This is a genomic window from Burkholderia sp. BCC1644, assembly GCF_902833225.1.
Taxonomy (GTDB): domain Bacteria; phylum Pseudomonadota; class Gammaproteobacteria; order Burkholderiales; family Burkholderiaceae; genus Burkholderia.
Genome location: NZ_CADFEI010000010.1, coordinates 83705 through 104698, shown reverse-complemented (window position 1 = coordinate 104698; position 20994 = coordinate 83705). Strand labels below are relative to the sequence as shown.

Here is a 20994-nt window from a genome sequence, read left to right as displayed (position 1 = left end):
GCGATGGAGTCGATCGAACCGCAGCTGCAGGCGGCGCTCGCGCATCACCAGGCCGGCCGTCTCGCGGACGCGAAGGCGCTGTACGACGCGATCCTCGCCGCGCAGCCGGGCCAGCCCGACGCGATGCATTTCCTCGGCCTGCTCGCCTGCCAGCTGAAGCAGTACGACGCGGGCCTCGCGCTGATGGAGCGCTCGCTCGCGGCGCGGCCGGACGCGTCGTACTTCAACAACCTCGGCAACATGCTGCGCGAATGCGGGCGGCTGGCCGACGCGATCGCGCATTACCGCCGCGCGGTGGCGCTGCGTCCGGAGTTTCCGGAGGCGCACAACAACCTCGGCAACGCGCTGCGCGACGCGCGCGATCCGGCCGAGGCGATGGCGAGCTGCTCGCGCGCGATCGAGCTGCGTCCCGGTTATGCCGAGGCGTACAACAACCTCGGCAACGTGCTGCAGGATCTCGGTGAATACGATGCGGCCGCGGCCAGTTACGGCAAGGCGATCGCGTTTCACCCCGCGTATGCGGAAGCGCACAGCAACCTCGGCAACGTGCTGCGCGCGCAGGAAAAGCATACGGAAGCGATCACGCACTACCGCCGCGCACTCGAGCTGAGTCCTGCCCTGCCGGCCGCGCGTCATGGTCTCGGCCTGTCACTGTGGGCGGTCGGGGAACCCGGCGAAGCCGCGCAGGTGCTGCGTGCCGCCCTCGCTGCCGAACCCGGCGACGCGAACCTGCACAACAACCTGGCCGGCGTGCTGCGCGATGCGGGCGACTTCGACGGCGCCGCGTCGCACTATGGGTGCGCAATCGAACGCGATCCATCGATGGCGGTCGCGCATGCGAACCTGAGCGGCGTGCTGCGCCGCCAGGCACGTTACGCGGATGCCTTGCTGCAAGCGCAGCATGCGATCCGGCTGGCGCCCGGTCTTGCCGATGCCTACAACCACGCCGGCAACGCGTATCACGGCCTGAACGATCTCGACGCGGCGGAGGCGAGCTACCGCACCGCACTCGCGCTGAACCGGGATGACGCCGGTACCGCCCACAACCTGTCGGTCGTGCTGCTCAAGCGCGAGCGGCACGACGACGCGCTCGCGTATTGCCGGCAGGCGCTGGCGGCCGGCCGCCCGAGCGCGGCGATGCACGTGAATCTCGGCGACATCCTGCGCGGCCAGGGCAACGTCGACGCCGCCGTGCCGGCGTACCGCGACGCGCTTGCGCTGGTGCGCGACGATGCCGACGAGGGCGCGGCCGACGTGCTGAGCCGCCTGCTGTTCGCGTCGGCCGCCTCGGCGAGCGTGCCGCCCGCCGATTACCTGAACGACGCGCTTCGCTATGGCCGGCATCTGGCGGCCCGGTCGACGCGCTATTCGCACGACGTGCGCGAACGCGCGGTGCGCGCGCGGCACCGCCCGTTGCGCGTCGGCTTCGTGTCGGGCGACCTGCGCCTGCATCCGGTCGGGATCTTTCTCGAAAGCGTGTTTGCGCAGCTCGATCGCACACGTGTCGCGCCGCACGTCTATGCGACGTCGGACGAAGAAGACGCGGTCACCGCGCGGCTCAAGCCGCATGCGGCCGTCTGGCGCTCGATCGCTGCGCTCGACCCGCAGGCGGCCGCGCGCACGATTCACGACGACGGCATCGACGTGCTCGTCGATCTCGCCGGTCACACGCAGGCGAGCGGGCTGGCCGCATTCGGCTGGAAGCCCGCACCGGTCCAGGCGAGCTGGCTCGGCTTCTTCGCGTCGACGGGGTGCGATGCGATCGACTACTTCATCGGCGACGCGCATACGTTGCCGGAAAGTGAAGGCCATCATTTCGTCGAGGCGCCGTGGCGGCTGCCGGACAGCTACCTGTGCTTCACGCCGCCGGCCGATGACGTGCCGGTCGGCCCGTTGCCGATGGCGGCCAACGGCGGCGTGACGTTCGGCTGCTTCGGCAAGCTGGTGAAGCTCGGCGACGACGTCGTGCGCGTGTGGTCGCGCGTGCTGCACGCGCTGCCGTCGGCCCGGCTGCTGCTGAAGGCGCGCGAACTCGAACACGCGGCCGTGCGCGACGCGACCGCCGCGCGCTTCGCGCGGCACGGGATCGACGCGAGCCGGCTTGCGTTCGAACCCGCGTCGCCGCGCGCGGAATACTTCGCCGCGTACAACCGGATCGACATCGCGCTGAGCCCGTTCCCGTACCCGGGCGGCACGACGACGGCCGAGGCGCTGTGGATGGGCGTGCCGGTCCTCGGCATGCGGGGCACGCGCTTCGTCACGCACATCTGCGAGAGCCTGCTGCATGCGGCGGGCATGAACGACTGGATCGCCCGCGACGAAGACGACTACGTCGAGAAGGCGGTCGCGGCGGCGGCCGACGGTGCGCGGCTGGCGGCGCTGCGCACGGATTTGCGGGCCCGGCTGCTCGCGTCGCCGCTCTGCGACGCGGCGCGTTTCGCGCACCATCTCGAAGACGCATTCCACGGCATGTGGGCACGCTATACGGAAACGGCACACGCAGCATGAACGACATCAACGACACCCTGCAACGCGCGCTGGCGCATCACCAGGCCGGCCGTCTCGCGGACGCGAAGGCGCTGTACGACGCGATCCTCGCCGCGCAGCCGGGCCAGCCCGACGCGATGCATTTCCTCGGGCTGCTCGCCTGCCAGCTGAAGCAGTACGACGCGGGCCTCGCGCTGATGGAGCGCTCGCTCGCGGCGCGGCCGGACGCGTCGTACTTCAACAACCTCGGCAACATGCTGCGCGAATGCGGCCGGCTCGACGATGCGATCGCGCATTACCGCCGCGCGGTGACGCTGCGTCCCGAGTTTCCGGAGGCGCACAACAACCTCGGCAACGCGCTGCGCGACGCGCGCGATCCGGCCGAGGCGATGGCGAGCTGCTCGCGTGCGATCGAGCTGCGCCCCGGTTATGCAGAGGCGTACAACAACCTCGGCAACGTGCTGCAGGATCTCGGTGAACACGACGCGGCCGCGGCCAGTTACGGCAAGGCGATCGCGTTCCACCCTGCGTATGCGGAAGCGCACAGCAACCTCGGCAACGTGCTGCGCGCGCAGGAAAAGCACGTGGAAGCGATCACGCACTACCGCCGCGCGATCGAGCTGAATCCCGCGCTGCGCGTCGCGCAACGCGGGCTGGGCGCCGCGCTGCGGGCGACCGGCGATTTCGACGGCGCGCTCGCGCATGCGCGCGCCGGCCTCGAGCCGGACGACGCCGAAGCGCATTGCGCGCTCGGCATCTCGTTGCGCAGCATCAACGATTTCGACGGCGCCGCGCAGTTGTTCGAGCGCGCGTGCGAAATCGATCCGCGCCATGCGCCGGCCTGGGCCCGGCTCGGCGAGCTGCGTTGCCAGCAGGGTGAATACGAGGCGTCCGTGCACCTGTGCCGGCGCGCGATCGAACTCGATCCCGACCTGGCGGACGCGTACAACTTTCTCGGTCTCGCGTATCACAACCTCGACCGGATGGCGGCCGCGGAGCTCAGCCATCGCCACGCGATCGACCTGAACCCGGACGATGCCGACGCGCACCACAACCTCGCCGCCGCGCTGTTCCGCCTCGACAAGCTCGACGAGGCGATGGACGAATACCGGATCGCACAGGAACTCGGCATCGATCCGGTGAAGATCCAGCTGACGCTTGGCGACATCCGCTGGGCGAAACGCGACTTCGCGGGCGCCGTCGCGGCCTTCCGCGAAGCCATCGAGCACGACCCGCATCGCGCGTATGCGCGCCTGCTGTTCAACATGTCGAGTTCGGCGGCGTTCGAGCCGCGCGACTGGGTGGTCGAAGCGCACCGCTACGGCGATTGCCTGGCGCGTGACGTGCAGCCGTTCGATCACGATCGCGCGCAGCGCGTGCAGCACGCGCGCGGCCGCCCGCTGCGGGTCGGCTTCGTCTCGGGCGACCTGCGCCAGCACCCGGTCGGCATCTTTCTCGAAAGCGTGCTCGCGCATCTCGATCGCACGCGCATCGAGCCGCATGCGTACGTGACCTTCGTGGTCGAGGACGACGTGACGGCGCGGCTGAAGCCCGCCTTCGCGAGCTGGAAGAAACTGACCTGCATGAACCGCGACCAGGCGGCGCAGATGATTCGCGACGACGGCATCGACGTGCTCGTCGACCTGGCCGGGCACACGAACTGGAGCGGGCTGCCGATCTTCGCGCACCGGCCCGCGCCGGTGCAGGCGAGCTGGCTCGGCTTTTTCGCGACGACGGGTTGCCGCGCAATCGACTATTTCGTCGGCGACGCGTACACGCTGCCGGCCGACGAGGCCGATCACTTCGTCGAGGCGCCGTGGCGGCTGCCGGACAGCTACCTGTGCTTCACGCCGCCGGCCTACGACGTGCCGGTCGGCCCGCTGCCGATGGCGGCGAACGGCGGCGTGACGTTCGGCTGTTTCGGCAAGCTCACGAAGATCAGCGACGACGTCGTCGCATTGTGGTCGCGGCTGCTGCAGGCGCTGCCCGATGCGCGCCTGCTGCTGAAGGCGCACGAGCTTGGCGCGGGCGACCTGAACGAGGCGACGCGCGCGCGCTTCGCGCGGCACGGCATCGACGCGAGCCGGCTGATCCTCGAGGCCGGTTCGCCGCGCGCGGAATACTTCGCCGCGTACAACCGGATCGACATCGCGCTGAGCCCGTTCCCGTACCCGGGCGGCACGACGACGGCCGAAGCGCTGTGGATGGGCGTGCCGGTGATCGGGATGAAGGGCGGGCGCTTCGTCACGCACATCTGCGAGAGCCTGCTGCATGCGGCGGGCATGGGCGACTGGATCGCCGACGACGAAACCACGTATCTTGCCAAGGCCATCGCGTTCGCTCAGGATCGCGACGCGCTGGCCACGTTGCGCGCGACGCTGCGCGAGCGCACGCTGGCGTCGCCGCTGTGCGATGCCGCGCGGTTCGCACGCAATCTAGAGGATGCGTTCCACGGGATGTGGGATCGCTACGCGGCCGGCGACACGACGGAGCCGCGCGCATGACGGGCCTCGTCGCGGAACGGTTGAACGCGGCGCTCGCGCACCACCAGGCCGGGCGTCTCGACGATGCGCGCGTGCTGTACGAGGCGATCCGCCGCGATGCGCCCGACCAGCCGGACGCGACGCATTTCCTCGGGCTGCTCGCGTGTCAGCTCGGCCAGTTTCCGGCGGGCCTCGCGCTGATGGAGCGCGCGATCGCGCTGCGCGCCGATCCCGTCTACCTGAACAACCTCGGCAACATGCTGCGTGCGCACGGCCGGCTCGACGACGCGATCGATGCCTACCGCCGCGCGATCGCGCTCGCGCCCGGCTATGCGGAAGCGCACAGCAACCTCGGCAACGCGCTGCGCGACGCGCACGACCCCGATGCCGCGATGCTGAGCTGCGCACAGGCGCTCGCGCTGCGGCCCGACTACGCGCCGGCCTACAACAATCTCGGCAACGCGCTGCGGGACAAGGGCGAAGCGGATGCCGCGGCGCGCGCGTACGAGAAGGCGATCGCGCTCGATCCCGCCTATGCGGAAGCCTGCTTCAACCTGGGCAACGTGTGCGGCGCGCAACGCCGGCACGACGACGCGATTGCGCACTACCATCGTGCGATCGCGCTGCAGCCGGGCCTGCACGCAGCGCATTACGCGCTGGGCATGCTGCTGCTGGAGCGCGGCGAACTCGATGCCGCGATCGCCAGCCTCGCGTGCGCGGCGGAATCGGGCGACGTCGACCGGCTGTTCGGTCTCGCGGCCGCGCTCGATCGTGCGGGCGATCTCGACGGTGCGGTGGCGAGCCTGCGTCGCGCGCTGGCGGTCGCGCCCGATCGCGCCGAACTGCATCACCATCTGGCGCAGACGCTCGCGCGGCAGGGCAAACGGCGCGAGGCGCTCGACAGCTGCCGCATCGCGCTGTCGCTGCCGAACCCGACCGCGCAGATGCACGCGGTGATGGGCGACATCCTCTGTGCGCTGTGGCACCTCGATGCCGGGCTCGCGAGCTACGATCGCGCGCTCGACCTCGATCCGGCGTTCCGCAACGCACACTCGGGCCGCATGTTCCACGCCGCCGGCACCGACCGGCTGTCGCCGGCGCAACTGCGCGAGCGAGCATGCGCGTTCGGCGCGCAGATGGCGGCGCAGGCGGCGCCGCATCGCCACGCACCGCGGCCGGCGAACGGGCGCGCGTTGCGCGTCGGCTTCGTCTCCGGCGACCTGAAATCGCATCCGGTCGCGGTGTTCCTGCTGAGTGTCGTCGCGGCGCTCGATCCGTCGCGCGTCGAACTGGCGGCCTACGCGACGCAGCCGGTCGAGGACGACACGACCGCGGCGCTCAAGCGCCACTTCGCGCTATGGCGCGACCTCACGCCGCTCGACGACCGCGCGGCCGCCGATCTGATCGCGGCCGACCGCATCGACGTGCTGGTCGACCTGAGCGGCCACACCGCGTCGAACCGGCTGCCGTTGTTCGCGTGGAAGCCGGCGCCGGTGCAGGCGACCTGGCTCGGTTATTTCGCGACGACGGGCGTCGCGGCGATCGATTACGTGATCGGCGATCGCTACGTGCTGCCGGCCGACGAGGCGCCGCATTTCGTCGAACGACCGTGGCGGCTGCCGGACAGCTATCTGTGCTTCACGCCGCCCGCGTTGCCGCTCGATGTCGGGCCGTTGCCGGCCGAAGGAAACGGGTGCGTGACGTTCGGTTGCCTGAACAACGCGAACAAGCTCGGCGAGCCGGTCGTCGCGCTGTGGGCGCGCGTGTTGCACGCGGTGCCGGGCTCGCGCCTGCTGCTCAAATCGGCGCAGCTCGACGAGGCGGCGCTGCGCACGAGTCTCGCCGCGCGTTTTGCCGCGCACGGCATTGCGGCCGAACGCCTGCTGCTGCGCGGCGGGTCGAAGCGGCTCGCGCACATCGGCACGTTCAACGACATCGACATCGTGCTCGACCCGTTTCCGTATCCGGGCGGCACGACGAGCATGGAGGGGCTGTGGATGGGCGCGCCGTTCGTCACGCGGCGCGGCGACCGCTTCCTGTCGCATATCGGCGAAAGCATCCTGCATACGCTCGACATGCCCGAATGGATCGCGGACGGCGACGACGACTACGTCGCGAAGGCGGCTGCGTTCGCGCAGGACCTGCCGCGCCTGGCAGCCGTACGGGGCGGGCTGCGCGAGCGGCTGCTGCGCTCGCCGCTGTGCGATGCGCCGCGCTTCGCCCGTCACCTCGAAACGGCGTTCGGGCAGATGCATGCCGCGGCGGTCGAACAGTCGGCGCTCGCCGCGCAATAGCGCAAGCGCGGCACCCGGGGGCGCATGCGACGGCGCCCCCTCATTCCACCCGCCGGACCGGCGAAAAAAAAGCCGCACGAATGCGGCTCGACGATACGACGTCGGCGCCCGCTCGATGGCGGCGCGCGTTGTTGTTCGTGCGCTTACAGCATGCCGGTCGCCTGGTAGGCGCTCGCGGCGCGGATCCGCTCGCGCGATGCGGTGAACTGCTGCGCGAGCCGGTCGCGATCGGACTGCGCGTCCTGCGCGATCGATGCGTCGATGTCCATGATCCGGCGGATCGTGTCGAGCGCGGCGGGCGTCTGCTCCGGCGACAGGCCCATCAGCAGCGGCGAGCGCTCGTCGGCCAGCGCGGCGACGCGCTCCCAGTCGCGCAACGCGGTCGCCGACTGCATCGCCTGGGTCAGGTGCAGCGCATGGTTCAGGGCATCGGTCATCATGGTCATGGTCGTCGTCCGGCGTCGTGCGAAGGGCGGGTTACTTGTTGGTGGCGAGCGCACCGGCGCTGTTGGTGCCGCCGAACAGCTGGGTCAGGTACTTCGTGTTGTTCGCCATCGTCGCCATCAGGTTGTTCAGCGCGGTGAATTGCGCGTTGTACTGCGTGGTCAGCTGGGCCGAGTAGTTCTGCAGCTGCGTCGCCTGGTCGGACAGGTTCTTCAGGTCCGCGTTGATCGCGGTGGTGCGCTGGTCGATCAGGCCGTTGGTCTGCGTGTAGGTGTTGACCAGGTTGTTGAGCGTCTGGCCGACGCCGTTCGTCGTGTTGAACAGGCCGGCGACGGCCGGGTTGTTCGACGTGAGCGCGGTGTTCAGCGCGGTCGAATCGACCTGCAGCGTGCCGTCGGCCTGCAGGTTGATGCCGATGGCCGCCAGCGAATAGGTCGAGCCGCCCGTCGTGACGCCACCGCTGATCGCGGTCGCGAGGCCGTTCGAGATCGTGTTCAGCATCGAATCGCCGAGCAGCGGCCCGGCCGTCGACGTGTTCGGATCGTACGACGACAGCGACTGCGCGGTCGTCACGTAGGTGTTGTACGCGCTGACGAACGCGTTGATCGCGGTCGTCGTGGCCGTCGTGTCGGGGGACAGCGTGACCGTCTGGGTCGTGTTCAGCGCCTGCGTCGTCAGGTTCAGCGTGACGCCCGTCAGCACGCCCGACACGCTGTTGGACGCGCTCGTCACCGGCGTGCCGTCGACGGTCAGTTTCGCATCGGCGGCCGGCGTCACGGTCGTGTAGCCCGAGGTCAGCTTCGAATTGACGCCGGTACCGCTCACCGACACCGTGTTGGCCGCACCGGTGTTGTTCGACTGGATCACGAGATGCTGGCCGTCCGAGCCGGTGATCACCGAGGCGGTGACGCCCGGGTTGCCGGCCGTCGTGTTGATCGATTTCGCGATGTCGGACAGCGATGCGCCGGCGGCGACGTTGACGTTGAAGGGCGTGCCCGTGCCGAGCGTGATGCTCAGCGAACCGGCGGAGATCGTGTCCGTGGACGTGACGCCGGCCGACGACAGCTTGTTCGCGGTGGCGAGCTGCGTGACGTTGACTGCATAAGAGCCGGCCACCGCACCGCCGCCGCTCTTGACCGACGCGGTGATGCCGTTGCCGCTCGCGGTCGCCGCGAGGCCGCTCAGCGTCGTGCCGTTCGACAGGCCCGTGATCGCGGTCTGCAGCGCCGACAGCGCCGATTTCAGTTTGCCGACCGCCGACAGCTCGGTGTTGTCGGCCGTCTGCTTGTTCGTGATGGTGGTCTGCTGGCCGATGGTCTTGGCCTGCACCAGCGACGTGACGAGCGAATTGACGTCGAGCGTCGAATTGGTCGCGCCGCTGATGATCGATTGTCCGGCCTGCGCCAGGATGCTGCCGATATCCGTCGTGCTTGTGCTCGTCGTGGTCATGCGGGTGCTCCAGTCGTTTGCGCGATTGCGCGCGATCCGGCGGGTCGCCGTACTTCGGTTTCAATGCAAGCAGGGAGGCATGCCTCCCTGGAGTGTCGGGTTCGACGAATCGAACCGGCGCCGTCGCGCGCCGCAACGCGGACGACGCCGTGCGCGCGGGCGGACCGCCCGGCGCGGGTGTTCCCGATTACTGCAGGAGCTTCAGGACTTGCTGCGGCAGCGAGTTCGCTTGCGCGAGCACCGAGATGCCGGCTTGCTGCAGCACTTGCGCCTTGCTCAGGTTCGCCGTTTCCGTCGCGAAGTCCGCGTCGGTGATCTGCGAACGCGCTGCGCTCATGTTCGTTGCCTGGGTTTGCGTCGTGGTGATCGCAGCCTGGAACGTGTTTTGTGCTGCACCCAGCGTTGCCTGGAACGTGTTCACGTTCTTCAGTGCCGCGTCGATTGCCGTCATGGCCGACTGTGCGCTCGTCTGGTCGCTGACCGACAGGCCGCTCAGGCTCAGGCCTGCGCCCGTGCTCGTCCACACCGTCGCGCCGAAGTTGACGGCAACGGTCTGGTTGGCGGATGCGCCGACCTGGAACGTGACATTGCCGGCGTTGCTCAGGATGGTCTGGCCGTTGAACGACGTTTGCGTCGCCACGCGGTCGATTTCGCCGAGACGCGTCGTGACTTCAGCCTGCAGGTTCGCACGTGCGTTCGAATCCAGCGAGCCGTCGCCTGCTTCGACTGCCAGCGTACGGATACGCTGCAGGTTGTCGACGGTCGACTGCAGCGCGCCGGCTGCCGTCTGGATCATCGAGATGCCGTTGTTCGCGTTCGACACGCCTTGGGTCAGCGCGTTGATCGCTGCCGTTTGCGACGTCGAGATCGCGAGACCTGCCGCGTCGTCGGCTGCCGTGTTGACGCGCTTGCCGGACGACAGGCGGTTGATCGCTTGCGACAGTGCGTTTTGCGAGCCCGACAGATTCGTCTGCGTCGTCAGCGAAAGGATGTTGGTGTTGATGTTCAGCATTTGCTTCCTCGTTTTGGAAAATGCCTGAGATACAGACAGGTTCTGATTTCGGCGTTGCGCTTTTTCGCGTCTGGCGCTGCCCGCCTTTCCTGGTTGACGGCGGCACCCGGCGAAAACTTTAGAGGGATGTTTGAGGAAATTCGGGACGGAAGGACCGGTTTCGCCGGGAAGGCGCGTCCGGTATGGCGGGCAGCGCGATGGCAGTGGTTCGAGAATCGTCCGGTTGGATGGAACGTTTGCCCGCGGTCGACAAAAGGATGGTTTTGTCTGTGATTCCCTGCTATGATGGCGGGCTGAATTGAGATTTCTGTCGAGGCCCTGCCGTTTTCGGCATGTCTGCTGGCAGTCAAACGCGGCGCTGCACGCAGCTTGTGAAGCGTACTCGCGGTGCTTTCCGCCTCTCTTTTCCGGCCTCCGAGGCCGTATTTCCGCTCGTTTCGCCTGTTGTGGGGACGCCCGGATGGCCGGTGCGTGGCGCTTGGCCGCTACGTTTTTGACCGTTTAAGCAATTTAGGAACGACATGACGACGATTCTTCTGAAAGAAAACGAGCCGTTCGAAGTGGCGATTCGCCGCTTTCGTCGCGCTATCGAAAAAAATGGCCTGATCGCTGAACTGCGTGAGCGCCAGTCTTACGAAAAGCCGACCGCAGTCCGCAAGCGCAAGAAGGCAGCAGCCGTCAAGCGCCTGCACAAGCGTCTGCGCAGCCAGATGCTGCCGAAGAAGCTCCACTAAGAGCGTCTGACGGTTTGCCGCGAAACGGCGGGGTGTGCCTCGAAAGAGGCCGCTCCGCCGTTTTGCTTTTGGGGTCCGGGAAAATCCCGAGGCCGCCGTGGGCGGCCGTTCCGGCCAAGGGTTGATCGCCGGCGGTGTGCGGCCGCCGGCGCGGCGTTCAGAAGTCGATCTTCGCGTTCAGGCTCACCGTGCGCGGGTCGCCCGGCTTCACGTAATCCGCGTACTGGTATTCCCAGTAGCGGCGGCCCAGCACGTTGTCGATCGACGCGCGCAGCGTCACGTCGTGGCGGCCGACCCGCGTCAGGTAGCGTGCGCCCGCATTGACGACGAGAAAGCCCGGCGCGTCGAGGCCGCCGGCCGCGCGCAGCGGTGTCGCGCCGGTGAATTTCGCGTCGACGCCGAGCGTCAGCCCCGGCACGCCCGGCACCGCATAGCCGATGTCGCCGGCGAGCACGAAGCGTGGCGCGCCTGCAACGCGATTGCCGTTGTTGCCGACCCCGTTCGCATACCACGCGTCGAGCAGCATCGCGTCGACGCCCGCGTTCCAGCGCGAGCCGAACTTCGCGCGCGCGCCGAATTCGATCCCCTGGATGATCGATTCGCCGTCCTGCACGTAGACGTTCGCGGCATTCGCATACTCGGCGCTGCGTTCGATGCGGAACAGCGCGGCCGTCGCGCTCCAGCGCGCGTGCTCGCTCTTGATCCCGAGCTCGTATTGCTTGCTGCGCAACGGCTTGAGCACCTGGCCCGCGTTCGCGTAGACGTCGTTCACGCGGCTGCCGGGCTCGAGCGATTCGGCGTAGCTGGCATACGCGGTGGTCGTCGGCGCGAGCTTGACCATCACCGCGAAGGTCGGCGTCACGACGCCGTTCTGGCGGTAGCCGGGATCCTCGGCGCCGCTCGCCTGGAACGAACGCTGCTCGTAATTCATGTAGCGCACGCCGGCGAGCACCGACCAGCGCTCGGTGAGCTGCACGGTGTCGCTCGCGAACAGCGATTTCTGCACGATCTCGCTCGTGCGGTACTGGATGAAGCCGTGCGGGCTCTCGTAGCGGTACGGATTCGGCGCATAGAGGTTGCCCGCGCCGAGCGGCACGAACACGCTGTTCGCCGAATAGTCGTTCGCCTGCTTCTGCCACGACGCGCCGAGCACGATCTGGTGGCTGAACGGGCCCGTGCGCACCTTGCCCTCGACCATCGCGCGCCACTGGCTGAAGCGGTGATCCTCCATCCCGACGTAGCGGCTGTCGGTGTAGTTGCCGGACGCGTCCTGCAGGTACAGCGTGCTTTCGTTGCGGCGGCGCGTCGCCTTGCTGTAGCTGTAGGCGACGTCGAGCTGCCAGTCGGGCGCGAGCTGGTATTGCAGCCCGGCCGTGTACAACTGGAGGTTCGTGTTCAGGTACTGGTCCTTGCCGCCGAGGTTCGTCGAGCCGCCGCTGATCGTTGCCGGCAGCGCGCCGCCCGGATAACTGCCGGTGAAGATCGACGGCGTCTGGCCCGTCGTGCGGCGTTCCTGGTACAGCGCGCCGAACGACACTGACAGGTCGCGCGTCAGGTTCGCCTGCAGCGCGAGCGACACGCTGTCGCGGCGGATGTTGCCGTCGTTGTACGTCTTGCCTTCCTCGTGCGTCGCGTTCAGCCGCGCGCCGAACATGCCGTTCGGCCCGAAACGCTGGCCGAGATCGACGTGCTCGGTCCACACGCTGGTGCTGCGGTAGCCGACGTCGACGCTGCGCACGGGCTCGGTACCCGGCTGCTTCGTCACGTAGTTCACGACGCCGCCCGGCGTCACGAAGCCGTACAGGAAACCGCCGAGCCCCTTCAGCAGCTCGACGCGCTCGAGCTGCTCGTACGGCATCGTGATCCCGTACGTGACGAACGGCAGCCCGTCGATCTTGTAGCCGTTCTGCCAGTCGAGCTGCATCCCGCGTACGGTCATGTAGCTCGCCCACGCGCTGTACGCGCCGCTGTTGTCGGACACCGATGCGTCGTTCGCGAACACGTCGCCGAGCTTGTACGGCTGGCGCGCCTCGAGTTCTTCCGACGTGACGATCGTCGTCGAGAACGGCGTGTCGAGCTGACGGCGCGTGCCGAGCGCGCCGGTCGAGATCGTGTCCGTCAGGTGTTGAGGCGAATCGTGCGCGGCCGTGATGTTGAGGGCCGGCAGCACCGCGGCGTCGCCGGGCGAATCGTCGGCGTGCGCGAGCGATGCGGCGAAACAGGCAAGGGCGGCGGCCACGCGGCGTGGACGAACGGGAGGTCGGGCGAGGCTGGCGGTCATGGCGAGTGAGTAAAAATGCAAGTAAGAATCATTCGCATTGCGTTAAAATGTCGCGCATCGTATCAAAACCCGCCGAACGCGCAACATTTCCATGCCGCGCACAAGGGCATCCGGCCTCGCCTGGCGTGGCCGGACGGCGCTTGCGCGGCATTCGACATCACATGACCTGCATCCCGTCGAACCGGGGCCGCCGTCTGTGCCGGCCCGCTTTCCTGTCGCCGTGTACGCGATGAATGCGTTCCTGCGACCGTTTCTCGTCCGCCTGCATCGCTGGTTCGGGCTTGCCATTGCGCTGTTCCTGTTCGTCGCGGGGCTCACCGGCGCGCTGATTGCGTGGGACCACGAGCTCGACGCGGCGCTGAATCCGGACTTCTACCTCGCGCACAGCGCTGCGGCGCCGCTTCCGCCGCTCGACCTGGCGACGCGCATCGAGGCTGCCGACCCGCGCGTGCAGGTGACTTATCTGCCGCTCGCGGTCGAGCCGGGGCACACGCTGCAGGCGGGCGTGATCCCGCGCACCGATCCGGCGACCGGCCAGCCGCACGCGATCGACTTCAGCCAGATCGCCGTCGATCCCGCGACCGGCGCGGTGCAGGGCCGCCGCGAATGGGGCGAGCTGTCGCTCGCGCGGCTCGACCTGATGCCGTTCATCTACCGGCTGCATTACTCGCTGTTCCTGCCCGAGTACCGCGGGATCAACTTCGGGTTCTGGGTGATGGGCGTCGTCGGCATCGTGTGGGCGATCGACTGCCTGATCGCGCTCGTGCTTGCGTTCCCGAACCTGAAAAGCTGGCGCAAGTCGTTCGCGTTCCGCGTGCGGCGCGGCGGTTATCCGCTCGTGTTCGACCTGCACCGCTCGGGTGCCGTATGGGTGTGGGGGCTGCTGCTGGTCGTTGCGGTCACATCGATCTCGATGAACCTCGCCGTGCCCGTCGTGCGCCCGCTGGTGTCGCTGGTGTCGCCGCTCGCGGAGACGCCGTACACGAATCCCGGGCACTTCCCGCCGGCTCCGCCGGGCAGCACCGTGCTGCCGCGCGAGCGGATCGTCGAGATCGCGCGCGCGGCCGGGCGCGACGCGGGGATTACCGCGCCGCCCGGTGCGCTGCTGTTCGCGCCGGCGATGAACGTCTATGCGGTCGGGTTTTTCACGCCCGGCAACGACCACGGGGATGTCGGGCTCGGCAATGCGTGGTTGTATTGGGATGCGGTGACCGGCAAGCCCGTCGCGGCCCAGGTGCCGGGCCGCGGCTCGGCCGGCGACCTGTTCATGCAGGTGCAGTTTCCGCTGCACTCGGGGCGGATCGCCGGAGTCGCGGGCCGCATCGCGGTCAGCGCGCTCGGCATCGTCATCGCGATGCTGAGCGTGACGGGTGTCTGCATCTGGGTGAAGAAGCGCAGCGCACGTGTGCGGGCCGCACGGAGTGCGCGGCCGGTCGTGCCGGCATCGTCACGCGCCGCGCGGTAAGTGACGCGCGATAAGTGACGCGCGATAAGTGACGCGTGGCGCCGGTGCCGCCAGCGCCGCGGGCGCTGGTGAAGGACGGGCGCCCGACTTGCGCCGGCGCTTTTCGCCTTCGCCGTCAGCCCGCCTTGCGCTTCCGGGCCGGCTGTTTTCCGCCGAGCGCCGCGCACTGCGCGTGGCACGGGCAGCCGGCCTCGTGATCGTTGACCATGCCGGTTGCCTGCATCAGCGCATAGCAGATCGTCGAGCCGACGAACTTGCAGCCATATGCCTTCAGCGCCTTGCTGAGCGCCTCGGACTGCTCGGTCGATGCGGGCGCGTCACGATACGACTGCCAGGCATTCTGGATCGGCGTATCGCCGACGAACGACCACAGGAACGCGGCGAGCGACCCGTGTTCCTCGCGGATGCGCTGCACCGCGCGTGCATTGGTGACCGCCGACTCGACCTTCGCGCGGTTGCGCACGATGCCGGGATTCTCCAGCAGCTTCTCGATGCGCTTCGGCGTGAAACGCGCGACGGCGTCGACGTCGAACGCCGCGAATGCCTCGCGATAGCCCGCACGCTTGTTCAGGATCGTCGACCACGACAGCCCGGCCTGCGCGCCTTCCAGGATCAGCATTTCGAACAGGTGGCGATCGTCATGCGACGGCATACCCCACTCGGTATCGTGGTAGTGAGCGTCCGCTTCCGTCTTCACCCAGTTACACCGCTGCGACATCGTCTGCCTCGTGTTCAGTGTCGATTTGATCGTGCCAGCATAGCGGAAGCCCTTTTCGCGGGATAGCCGGCCGAACGGCAGATGGGCGCGCGGCGCCGATCCGGTTAAGCTTGGCGCCTGTTCGAATCAGCGGGATGAAGGCATGGCGGCATTACTTTTTGCGATCGGCATCGACGGCGGCGGCACGGGCACGCGCGCGGTGCTGGCCGACCGGCACGGGCGCGAGCTCGCGCAGGGGCGCGGCGGCCCGTCGGGGCTCGGGCTCGGCATCGAGCGCGCATGGGCATCGATCGGCGCGGCGTGCGCGGACGCGTTCACGCAGGCCGGCTTCGCGTTCGAGTGGTCGCAGTGCGCGCTCGGCTGCGGGCTCGCGGGCGTCAACAATGCGGCGTGGCTCGCCGCGTTCCGCGCGCAGGCCCCGCTCGGCGCGCTCGCGATCGAGAGCGACGCATATACGACGGTCGTCGGCGCGCACGGCGGCGCGCCGGGGCTGATCGTCGCGCTCGGCACCGGCAGCATCGCGGCGGCGCTCGATGCGGCCGGTACGTGCCGGATCGCCGGCGGTTTCGGCTTTCCGTCCGGCGACGAGGCGAGCGGCGCGTGGCTCGGCGTGCGTGCGCTCGCGTACGCGCAGCAGGCGCTCGACGGCCGCGTGCCGCGCGATGCGTTCGCCGATGCACTGCTCGCGGAAACGGGCGCGCAGGATCGCGACGCGCTCGTCCAGTGGTCGTGCGATGCGAACCAGACGATCTACGCGCGCCTCGCGCCGATCGTGTTCGCGCATCGCACGCATCCGGTCGCGGGCGCGCTGATCGCGCAGGCCGGCGACGAGATCGGCAAGATGATCGATGCGCTCGATCCGCAGCAGGCGCTGCCGGTCGCGCTGTGCGGCGGGCTGGCGGACGCGCTCGCGCCGGCCGTGCCGGCGCGTCACGCCGCACGGCTGCGCGCGCCGCTCGACGATTCCGCGCATGGCTCGCTGCGGCTCGCGCTGCAGGCGCTGCGGGCGGCAGAAGGCGGTTGAGGCCAGGCAAGGCGGGGTGGAAGGTGCGTTGACGCCGCACCGGAGGCGGCGCTTGACCGGGAACCGTCCGGCGCGCCGCCGGGCACGACGTTAAAATGGCGATTCCGCAGAGCCCTGCGCGCCATTCTCCCGTCCTATGTACAAAGTCATCGCCACCGATCTCGACGGTACCCTGCTGAACAGCGACCACCAGCTCGACCCGTACACGATCGACACCGTCCGGCGGCTCGACCGCGACGGCCTGCAGTTCGTGATCGCGACGGGGCGCCATTATGCGGACGTCGCCGGCATTCGCGACGTGCTCGGCATCCGGCCGTACCTGATCACGTCGAACGGCGCGCGCGTGCATGCGCCGGACGACACGCGGATCCACGCGCAGGACATCGATCCCGCGATCGTCCGCGGCCTCGTGCAGCCGGACGTCACCGGCGCGCATGGCCGCGTGATCGTCAACCTGTTCACCAACGACGGCTGGCTGATCGACCGCGATGCGCCGCACCTGCTCGACTTCCACCAGGATTCGGGCTTCCGGTACGACGTGATCGACATGGCCGCGCACGACGGCGCCGGTATCGCGAAGGTGCTGTATATCGGCGAGCCGGCCGATCTGGCGATCGTCGCCGAGCAGATGCGCGTGCGCTTCGGCGATGCGCTGTACGTCACGTACTCGTTGCCCGATTGTCTGGAAGTGATGACCGCGAACGTGTCGAAGGGCCGTGCGTTGCGCACGGTGCTCGCGCGGCTCGGCGTCGATACCGGCCACTGCATCGCGTTCGGCGACAACATGAACGACATCGACCTGCTCGAAACCGCCGGTCACGCGTTCATGATGAACAACGCGAACCCCGACCTGGTCGCGCGGCTGCCGCACGTCCCGCGGATCGGCAACAACTTCGATGCGGGTGTCGCCCGCCACCTGCGCACGCTGTTCTCGCTCGAGGGCAACGTCGCCGCGTCCTGAGTGCCCGGTCCCGGGCGCGTTTCCCGAGCGGCAATGAAAAACGGGCGCCAATGGCGCCCGTCGAAACTACCTGCCTCGATGTTCTTGGACAGCGTGAGGCTCGCTGCTCTGCTCGCTTGACCCCGTAGTGTTTTATTCGCTTGTGCGAGCCGATGCCGGCAGCCGGTCGACGGCGTCGTCACGCCCGGCGACCAGCGGGTAAATGATCCCTGCGAGTACCGCGCCGATCATCGGCGCAACCCAGAACAGCCACAGCTGGCCGATCGCGTCGCCACCGACGAACAGCGCCGGGCCGGTCGAGCGCGCCGGGTTCACCGACGTGTTGGTGACCGGGATCGAGATCAGGTGAATCAGCGTCAGGCACAGGCCGATCGCGATCGGCGCAAAGCCGGCCGGCACACCGCGCTTGTCGGTCGCGCCGAGGATCACGAACAGGAAGAAGCCCGTCATCACGACTTCGCAGATGAACGATGCGGTCAGCGAGTAGTGGCCGGGCGAGCGATCGCCGAAGCCGTTCGTCGCGAAGCCGCTGCCGACGACGTCGAAGCCCGGCTTGCCGGTTGCGATCAGGTACAGCACGAACGCGCCGAGCGTGGCGCCGACTACCTGCGCGACGATGTACGGTGCGAGATCGCGTGCCGGGAAGCGGCCGGCGACCGTCAGGCCGACGCTCACCGCCGGATTCAGGTGGCAACCCGAGATGTGGCCGATTGCGAATGCCATCGTCAGCACGGTCAGGCCAAAGGCAAGTGCGACACCGGCAAAGCCGATGCCGAGGCCCGGAAAGGCGGCGGCCAGCACGGCGCTTCCGCACCCGCCGAGCACCAGCCAGAACGTGCCGAATACCTCTGCAGCGAGACGCTGAGAAAGATTCATGTAAGGACCTCGTTCAAGTGGGTTGAAGACCAACGGACGACACGACGGATTTATTCGATCGCCCGGAATTGGTCTGGATTATAGGAAATGAATCGCGTCCGGGAGGGTCAACGATTGTTAAATTTGAATGGCTGACGAATGCCTTTTATTAGAATAAGTCCGCATTCTCGATATAGCCAAATCGGTTAAAGATGACAGCATTTATTTCGAAGGGCAGGGCGGCAGTGCGGATGACGTAACGGGTGTTGGCGTCCCGGCAGGATTCGCCGGGGCCGCATCATCGAAAAGGGGAGTCAAAAAATGTCTCAATACGCGAAACTCAAGGCGCAGATCGCCGATCTGCAGGCCCAGGCGGACGACGTACGCCGCCAGGAAGTGGCGGCGGTCATTGCCGACGTCCAGCGAATGATTGCGGAATATGGCCTGACGGCCCAGGACCTGGGCTTCGCGGAACGGGCACGGCGCGGACGCCCGCCGAAGAAGGCGCCGCTGCCGCCGAAATACCGCGATCCGAAGTCGGGTGCAACCTGGAGCGGGCGCGGCAAGCCGCCGAATTGGATCGTCGGGAAAAACCGCGATCGCTTCGTGATCGAATGACCGGAAGCCAAAAAGAAAGAGCCGCATCGTCGATGCGGCTCTTTTGTTTTACGCGCCGATTTTGGCGCGGATTTTACCGAATATTTCAGCGCGGATTTCCGCGTCAGGCACCTGCGACCCGGCGCAATACCGGTTGCTTGGTCGCCGTGCAAAGCGATTCGTAAGTTTCGACATAACGCTGCGCCATTGCCTTCGAGCTGAAACGCGTGTCGAAACGCTGGCGGATCGCGGTGCGCGACAGCGTGTCGATCCGGTGCAGCGCGCCGACCGCGCCCTGCACGTCCTCGACGATGAAGCCGGTCACGCCGTCCTCGATCACTTCCGGCACCGAGCCGCGGTTGAACGCGACGACCGGCGTGCCGCAGGCCATCGCCTCGATCATCACGAGGCCGAACGGCTCCGGCCAGTCGATCGGGAACAGCAGCGCCTTCGCGCCGGACAGGAACGCAGGCTTCTGCGCCTCGTTGATCTCGCCGATGAACTCGACGTGCGCCTCGCCGAGCAGCGGCTCGATCACTTCCTTGAAATAGTCGGCGTCGGCCTTGTCGACCTTCGCGGCGATCTTCAGCGGCAGCCCGCTTTGCGCGGCGATCCGGATCGCGGTGTCGACGCGCTTTTCGGGACAGATCCGGCCCAGGAACGCGAGGTATTCGGGCTTCACGCCCGGCTGCGGCGTGAGCAGCGTGTCGGGCAGCCCGTGATACACGGTGCCGGCCCACGCGGCCTGCGGCAGCGGCTTGCGCTGGTTGTTCGAGATCGACACGACCGGCGCGTCCGGGAACGCATCGAACACCGGCTGCAGTTCCGGCAGGTCGAGGCGGCCGTGCAGCGTCGTTACGTACGGCGTGTCGAGGCGCGACATCAGCGGAAACGGCAGGTAGTCGAGGTGGAAGTGCAGCACGTCGAATTCGTGCGCGACGCGGGCGACCTGCTCGAGGAGCCGCATGTGGGGCGCCATCGAATCGCGGATCGACGGGTCGAGCCGCAGCGCGCGCGGCCACGCCGCCTCGAGACGGGCCGACGTGACGGAGTCGCCGCTGGCGAACAGCGTCACGTCATGGCCGAGTTCGACGAGCGCCTCGGTGAGGTAGGACACGACACGCTCGGTGCCGCCGTAGAGTTTCGGCGGAACGGCTTCGTAAAGCGGCGCGATCTGGGCAATTCGCATGGGTGTTCTCCGGTTTCGATCCGTGGGCGCCGTGGCGCTGATAGGGATCCCATCCAACGTTGCGGAACTCGCCGACGCACGCGGTTGGCGGTACGTGGCCGGGCCCTGGACGGGGTGCGCGGGGCGCCGGACGGCAAGCTGCGGGGCGGGCCGGCACGGCTCGCGCCGCCGCCCATTGGAGTCCATTATCGATATCGCCTTGAGGGGTTCGAGTGTTTTTTCAAACACTTAAGGCTTGTTACACGATGAAATACGCGAAAACCCCGAGAAAAGGGGCGCGGAATCATGAATCGAGATGACAGCAACTATTGTTGCGCTATCGTGAAAAACCACTATAATTTTTACCGATCCGATTGTCGGCAGCCCTGCCGGCAAGCCTTTCGCTACCGAGCGGCGGCCATCGGAGCCCTCACAGCCGAATTCGCGCTGTCACCCGCTTTCCCGATTACCCCTTTCAATTCGCTTTGTCGGAAAAATTCCTACACGGTTTACAGACAAATCCTGCATGGCATACGCCACTTCGCTGATACCGGCATAAATGCCGTTTGGCCAAAATTCGCCCTGTAAGACTATAAACGAGCCGACCGAGCGCCAAGAGCGCTCCGAGCGAGCAAACGTTTTCATAACACGAATGGCCAAAGCAAAGCTCTTTAACGGGGGAATCATGAGCGCTACCAGCGAAATGCTCAGTGAGATCAAAGAGGTCAACCTGTCGTACCTCCTCCTCGCGCAACGCCTGCTGCGGGAAGACAAGGCGATGGGCATGTTCCGCATGGGAATTTCCCAGGAACTCGCCGACGTGCTCGCAAACCTCACGCTCGCACAGACCGTGAAGCTTGCCGCGTCGAACCAGATGCTGTGCCGCTTCCGCTTCGACGATCACGCGCTGCTGTCGTCGCTCGCCGACAAGGGCCGTAGCGATGTCGTCGCGCACGCCCACTCGGCCATCCTGATGGCCGGGCAGCAGGTCGAAAGCGTCCGCTGATCCATCCCGCCTTGCG

General features: G+C 67.6%; 16 protein-coding genes. 9 read left to right on the top strand and 7 right to left on the bottom strand.

What is annotated here, in order from left to right; all coding sequences use genetic code 11:
- Positions 1 to 3 precede the first annotated feature (3 nt).
- From HWX87_RS20935 to HWX87_RS20925, 3 genes are read left to right on the top strand one after another with little or no spacing between them, the layout of a single operon-like run.
- Positions 4 to 2508, top strand: a complete 2505-nt coding sequence (locus tag HWX87_RS20935) for a tetratricopeptide repeat protein (RefSeq protein ID WP_176048975.1) — start codon at positions 4 to 6, stop codon at positions 2506 to 2508.
- The gene (locus HWX87_RS20930; RefSeq protein ID WP_176048972.1) at positions 2505 to 4991 is read left to right on the top strand and encodes a tetratricopeptide repeat protein; all 2487 of its coding nucleotides are present in this window, start codon (positions 2505 to 2507) and stop codon (positions 4989 to 4991) included. Before HWX87_RS20935 ends, HWX87_RS20930 begins: the two co-directional genes overlap by 4 nt.
- Complete coding sequence (locus HWX87_RS20925; RefSeq protein ID WP_176048971.1) at positions 4988 to 7264, top strand: tetratricopeptide repeat protein; 2277 nt, start codon at positions 4988 to 4990, stop codon at positions 7262 to 7264. Before HWX87_RS20930 ends, HWX87_RS20925 begins: the two co-directional genes overlap by 4 nt.
- A gap of 143 nt (positions 7265 to 7407) precedes the next feature.
- Here HWX87_RS20925 and HWX87_RS20920 read toward each other — a convergent pair whose 3' ends face one another.
- From HWX87_RS20920 to HWX87_RS20910, 3 genes are all read right to left on the bottom strand, one after another.
- On the bottom strand, positions 7408 to 7704 hold the full coding sequence (locus HWX87_RS20920) for a flagellar protein FliT (protein WP_176048969.1): 297 nt from the start codon (positions 7702 to 7704) through the stop codon (positions 7408 to 7410).
- Between the two features lie 37 nt (positions 7705 to 7741).
- Complete coding sequence (gene fliD, locus HWX87_RS20915) at positions 7742 to 9157, bottom strand: flagellar filament capping protein FliD (protein WP_176048966.1); 1416 nt, start codon at positions 9155 to 9157, stop codon at positions 7742 to 7744.
- Positions 9158 to 9344: 187 nt separating this feature from the next.
- Entirely contained in the window at positions 9345 to 10169 is an 825-nt protein-coding gene (locus HWX87_RS20910; protein ID WP_176048964.1) for a flagellin domain-containing protein, read from the bottom strand.
- Between the two features lie 521 nt (positions 10170 to 10690).
- Here HWX87_RS20910 and rpsU point away from each other — a divergent pair.
- A complete protein-coding gene (rpsU, locus tag HWX87_RS20905) occupies positions 10691 to 10903 on the top strand; it encodes a 30S ribosomal protein S21 (RefSeq protein ID WP_006401410.1) in 213 nt (70 codons plus the stop codon).
- A 157-nt stretch (positions 10904 to 11060) separates the two neighbouring features.
- Here the strand turns inward: rpsU and HWX87_RS20900 are convergent, their stop codons facing one another.
- Complete coding sequence (locus tag HWX87_RS20900) at positions 11061 to 13184, bottom strand: TonB-dependent receptor (protein WP_176048963.1); 2124 nt, start codon at positions 13182 to 13184, stop codon at positions 11061 to 11063.
- A 229-nt stretch (positions 13185 to 13413) separates the two neighbouring features.
- On the opposite strand from HWX87_RS20900, the gene HWX87_RS20895 reads away from it, so the two are divergent.
- On the top strand, positions 13414 to 14649 hold the full coding sequence (locus HWX87_RS20895) for a PepSY-associated TM helix domain-containing protein (RefSeq protein WP_176048961.1): 1236 nt from the start codon (positions 13414 to 13416) through the stop codon (positions 14647 to 14649).
- Positions 14650 to 14764: 115 nt separating this feature from the next.
- On the opposite strand, the gene HWX87_RS20890 is transcribed toward HWX87_RS20895, so the two are convergent.
- Positions 14765 to 15367: a DNA-3-methyladenine glycosylase I gene (locus HWX87_RS20890; protein WP_176048959.1), complete on the bottom strand. Its 603-nt coding sequence runs from the start codon at positions 15365 to 15367 to the stop codon at positions 14765 to 14767.
- A gap of 142 nt (positions 15368 to 15509) precedes the next feature.
- Here HWX87_RS20890 and HWX87_RS20885 point away from each other — a divergent pair, with 142 nt between their 5' ends.
- Both HWX87_RS20885 and HWX87_RS20880 read left to right on the top strand, forming a co-directional pair.
- The gene (locus HWX87_RS20885) at positions 15510 to 16391 is read left to right on the top strand and encodes a BadF/BadG/BcrA/BcrD ATPase family protein (protein ID WP_176048957.1); all 882 of its coding nucleotides are present in this window, start codon (positions 15510 to 15512) and stop codon (positions 16389 to 16391) included.
- A 136-nt stretch (positions 16392 to 16527) separates the two neighbouring features.
- Positions 16528 to 17352 (top strand): Cof-type HAD-IIB family hydrolase, encoded by an 825-nt coding sequence (locus HWX87_RS20880; protein WP_176048956.1) that lies wholly within the window; start codon positions 16528 to 16530, stop codon positions 17350 to 17352.
- Positions 17353 to 17484: 132 nt separating this feature from the next.
- On the opposite strand, the gene aqpZ is transcribed toward HWX87_RS20880, so the two are convergent.
- The gene (gene aqpZ / locus HWX87_RS20875) at positions 17485 to 18228 is read right to left on the bottom strand and encodes an aquaporin Z (protein WP_176048954.1); all 744 of its coding nucleotides are present in this window, start codon (positions 18226 to 18228) and stop codon (positions 17485 to 17487) included.
- Between the two features lie 300 nt (positions 18229 to 18528).
- Between aqpZ and HWX87_RS20870 the strand changes: the two genes are divergently transcribed.
- The gene (locus HWX87_RS20870; protein ID WP_174384121.1) at positions 18529 to 18825 is read left to right on the top strand and encodes an H-NS histone family protein; all 297 of its coding nucleotides are present in this window, start codon (positions 18529 to 18531) and stop codon (positions 18823 to 18825) included.
- A 103-nt stretch (positions 18826 to 18928) separates the two neighbouring features.
- Here HWX87_RS20870 and HWX87_RS20865 read toward each other — a convergent pair whose 3' ends face one another.
- On the bottom strand, positions 18929 to 19993 hold the full coding sequence (locus tag HWX87_RS20865; RefSeq protein WP_059232704.1) for a glycosyltransferase family 4 protein: 1065 nt from the start codon (positions 19991 to 19993) through the stop codon (positions 18929 to 18931).
- Between the two features lie 664 nt (positions 19994 to 20657).
- On the opposite strand from HWX87_RS20865, the gene flhD reads away from it, so the two are divergent.
- Positions 20658 to 20978: a flagellar transcriptional regulator FlhD gene (gene flhD / locus HWX87_RS20860; RefSeq protein ID WP_069746442.1), complete on the top strand. Its 321-nt coding sequence runs from the start codon at positions 20658 to 20660 to the stop codon at positions 20976 to 20978.
- The last annotated feature ends 16 nt before the right edge of the window (positions 20979 to 20994 follow it).

Bases quoted from the DNA above. Each gene is read 5' to 3' on its own strand.
- HWX87_RS20935 (WP_176048975.1), top strand. From the start codon at position 4: ATGGAGTCGATCGAACCGCAGCTGCAGGCGGCGCTCGCGCATCACCAG.
- HWX87_RS20930 (WP_176048972.1), top strand. From the start codon at position 2,505: ATGAACGACATCAACGACACCCTGCAACGCGCGCTGGCGCATCACCAG.
- HWX87_RS20925 (WP_176048971.1), top strand. From the start codon at position 4,988: ATGACGGGCCTCGTCGCGGAACGGTTGAACGCGGCGCTCGCGCACCAC.
- HWX87_RS20920 (WP_176048969.1), bottom strand. From the start codon at position 7,704: ATGATGACCGATGCCCTGAACCATGCGCTGCACCTGACCCAGGCGATG.
- fliD (WP_176048966.1), bottom strand. From the start codon at position 9,157: ATGACCACGACGAGCACAAGCACGACGGATATCGGCAGCATCCTGGCG.
- HWX87_RS20910 (WP_176048964.1), bottom strand. From the start codon at position 10,169: ATGCTGAACATCAACACCAACATCCTTTCGCTGACGACGCAGACGAAT.
- rpsU (WP_006401410.1), top strand. From the start codon at position 10,691: ATGACGACGATTCTTCTGAAAGAAAACGAGCCGTTCGAAGTGGCGATT.
- HWX87_RS20900 (WP_176048963.1), bottom strand. From the start codon at position 13,184: ATGACCGCCAGCCTCGCCCGACCTCCCGTTCGTCCACGCCGCGTGGCC.
- HWX87_RS20895 (WP_176048961.1), top strand. From the start codon at position 13,414: ATGAATGCGTTCCTGCGACCGTTTCTCGTCCGCCTGCATCGCTGGTTC.
- HWX87_RS20890 (WP_176048959.1), bottom strand. From the start codon at position 15,367: ATGTCGCAGCGGTGTAACTGGGTGAAGACGGAAGCGGACGCTCACTAC.
- HWX87_RS20885 (WP_176048957.1), top strand. From the start codon at position 15,510: ATGGCGGCATTACTTTTTGCGATCGGCATCGACGGCGGCGGCACGGGC.
- HWX87_RS20880 (WP_176048956.1), top strand. From the start codon at position 16,528: ATGTACAAAGTCATCGCCACCGATCTCGACGGTACCCTGCTGAACAGC.
- aqpZ (WP_176048954.1), bottom strand. From the start codon at position 18,228: ATGAATCTTTCTCAGCGTCTCGCTGCAGAGGTATTCGGCACGTTCTGG.
- HWX87_RS20870 (WP_174384121.1), top strand. From the start codon at position 18,529: ATGTCTCAATACGCGAAACTCAAGGCGCAGATCGCCGATCTGCAGGCC.
- HWX87_RS20865 (WP_059232704.1), bottom strand. From the start codon at position 19,993: ATGCGAATTGCCCAGATCGCGCCGCTTTACGAAGCCGTTCCGCCGAAA.
- flhD (WP_069746442.1), top strand. From the start codon at position 20,658: ATGAGCGCTACCAGCGAAATGCTCAGTGAGATCAAAGAGGTCAACCTG.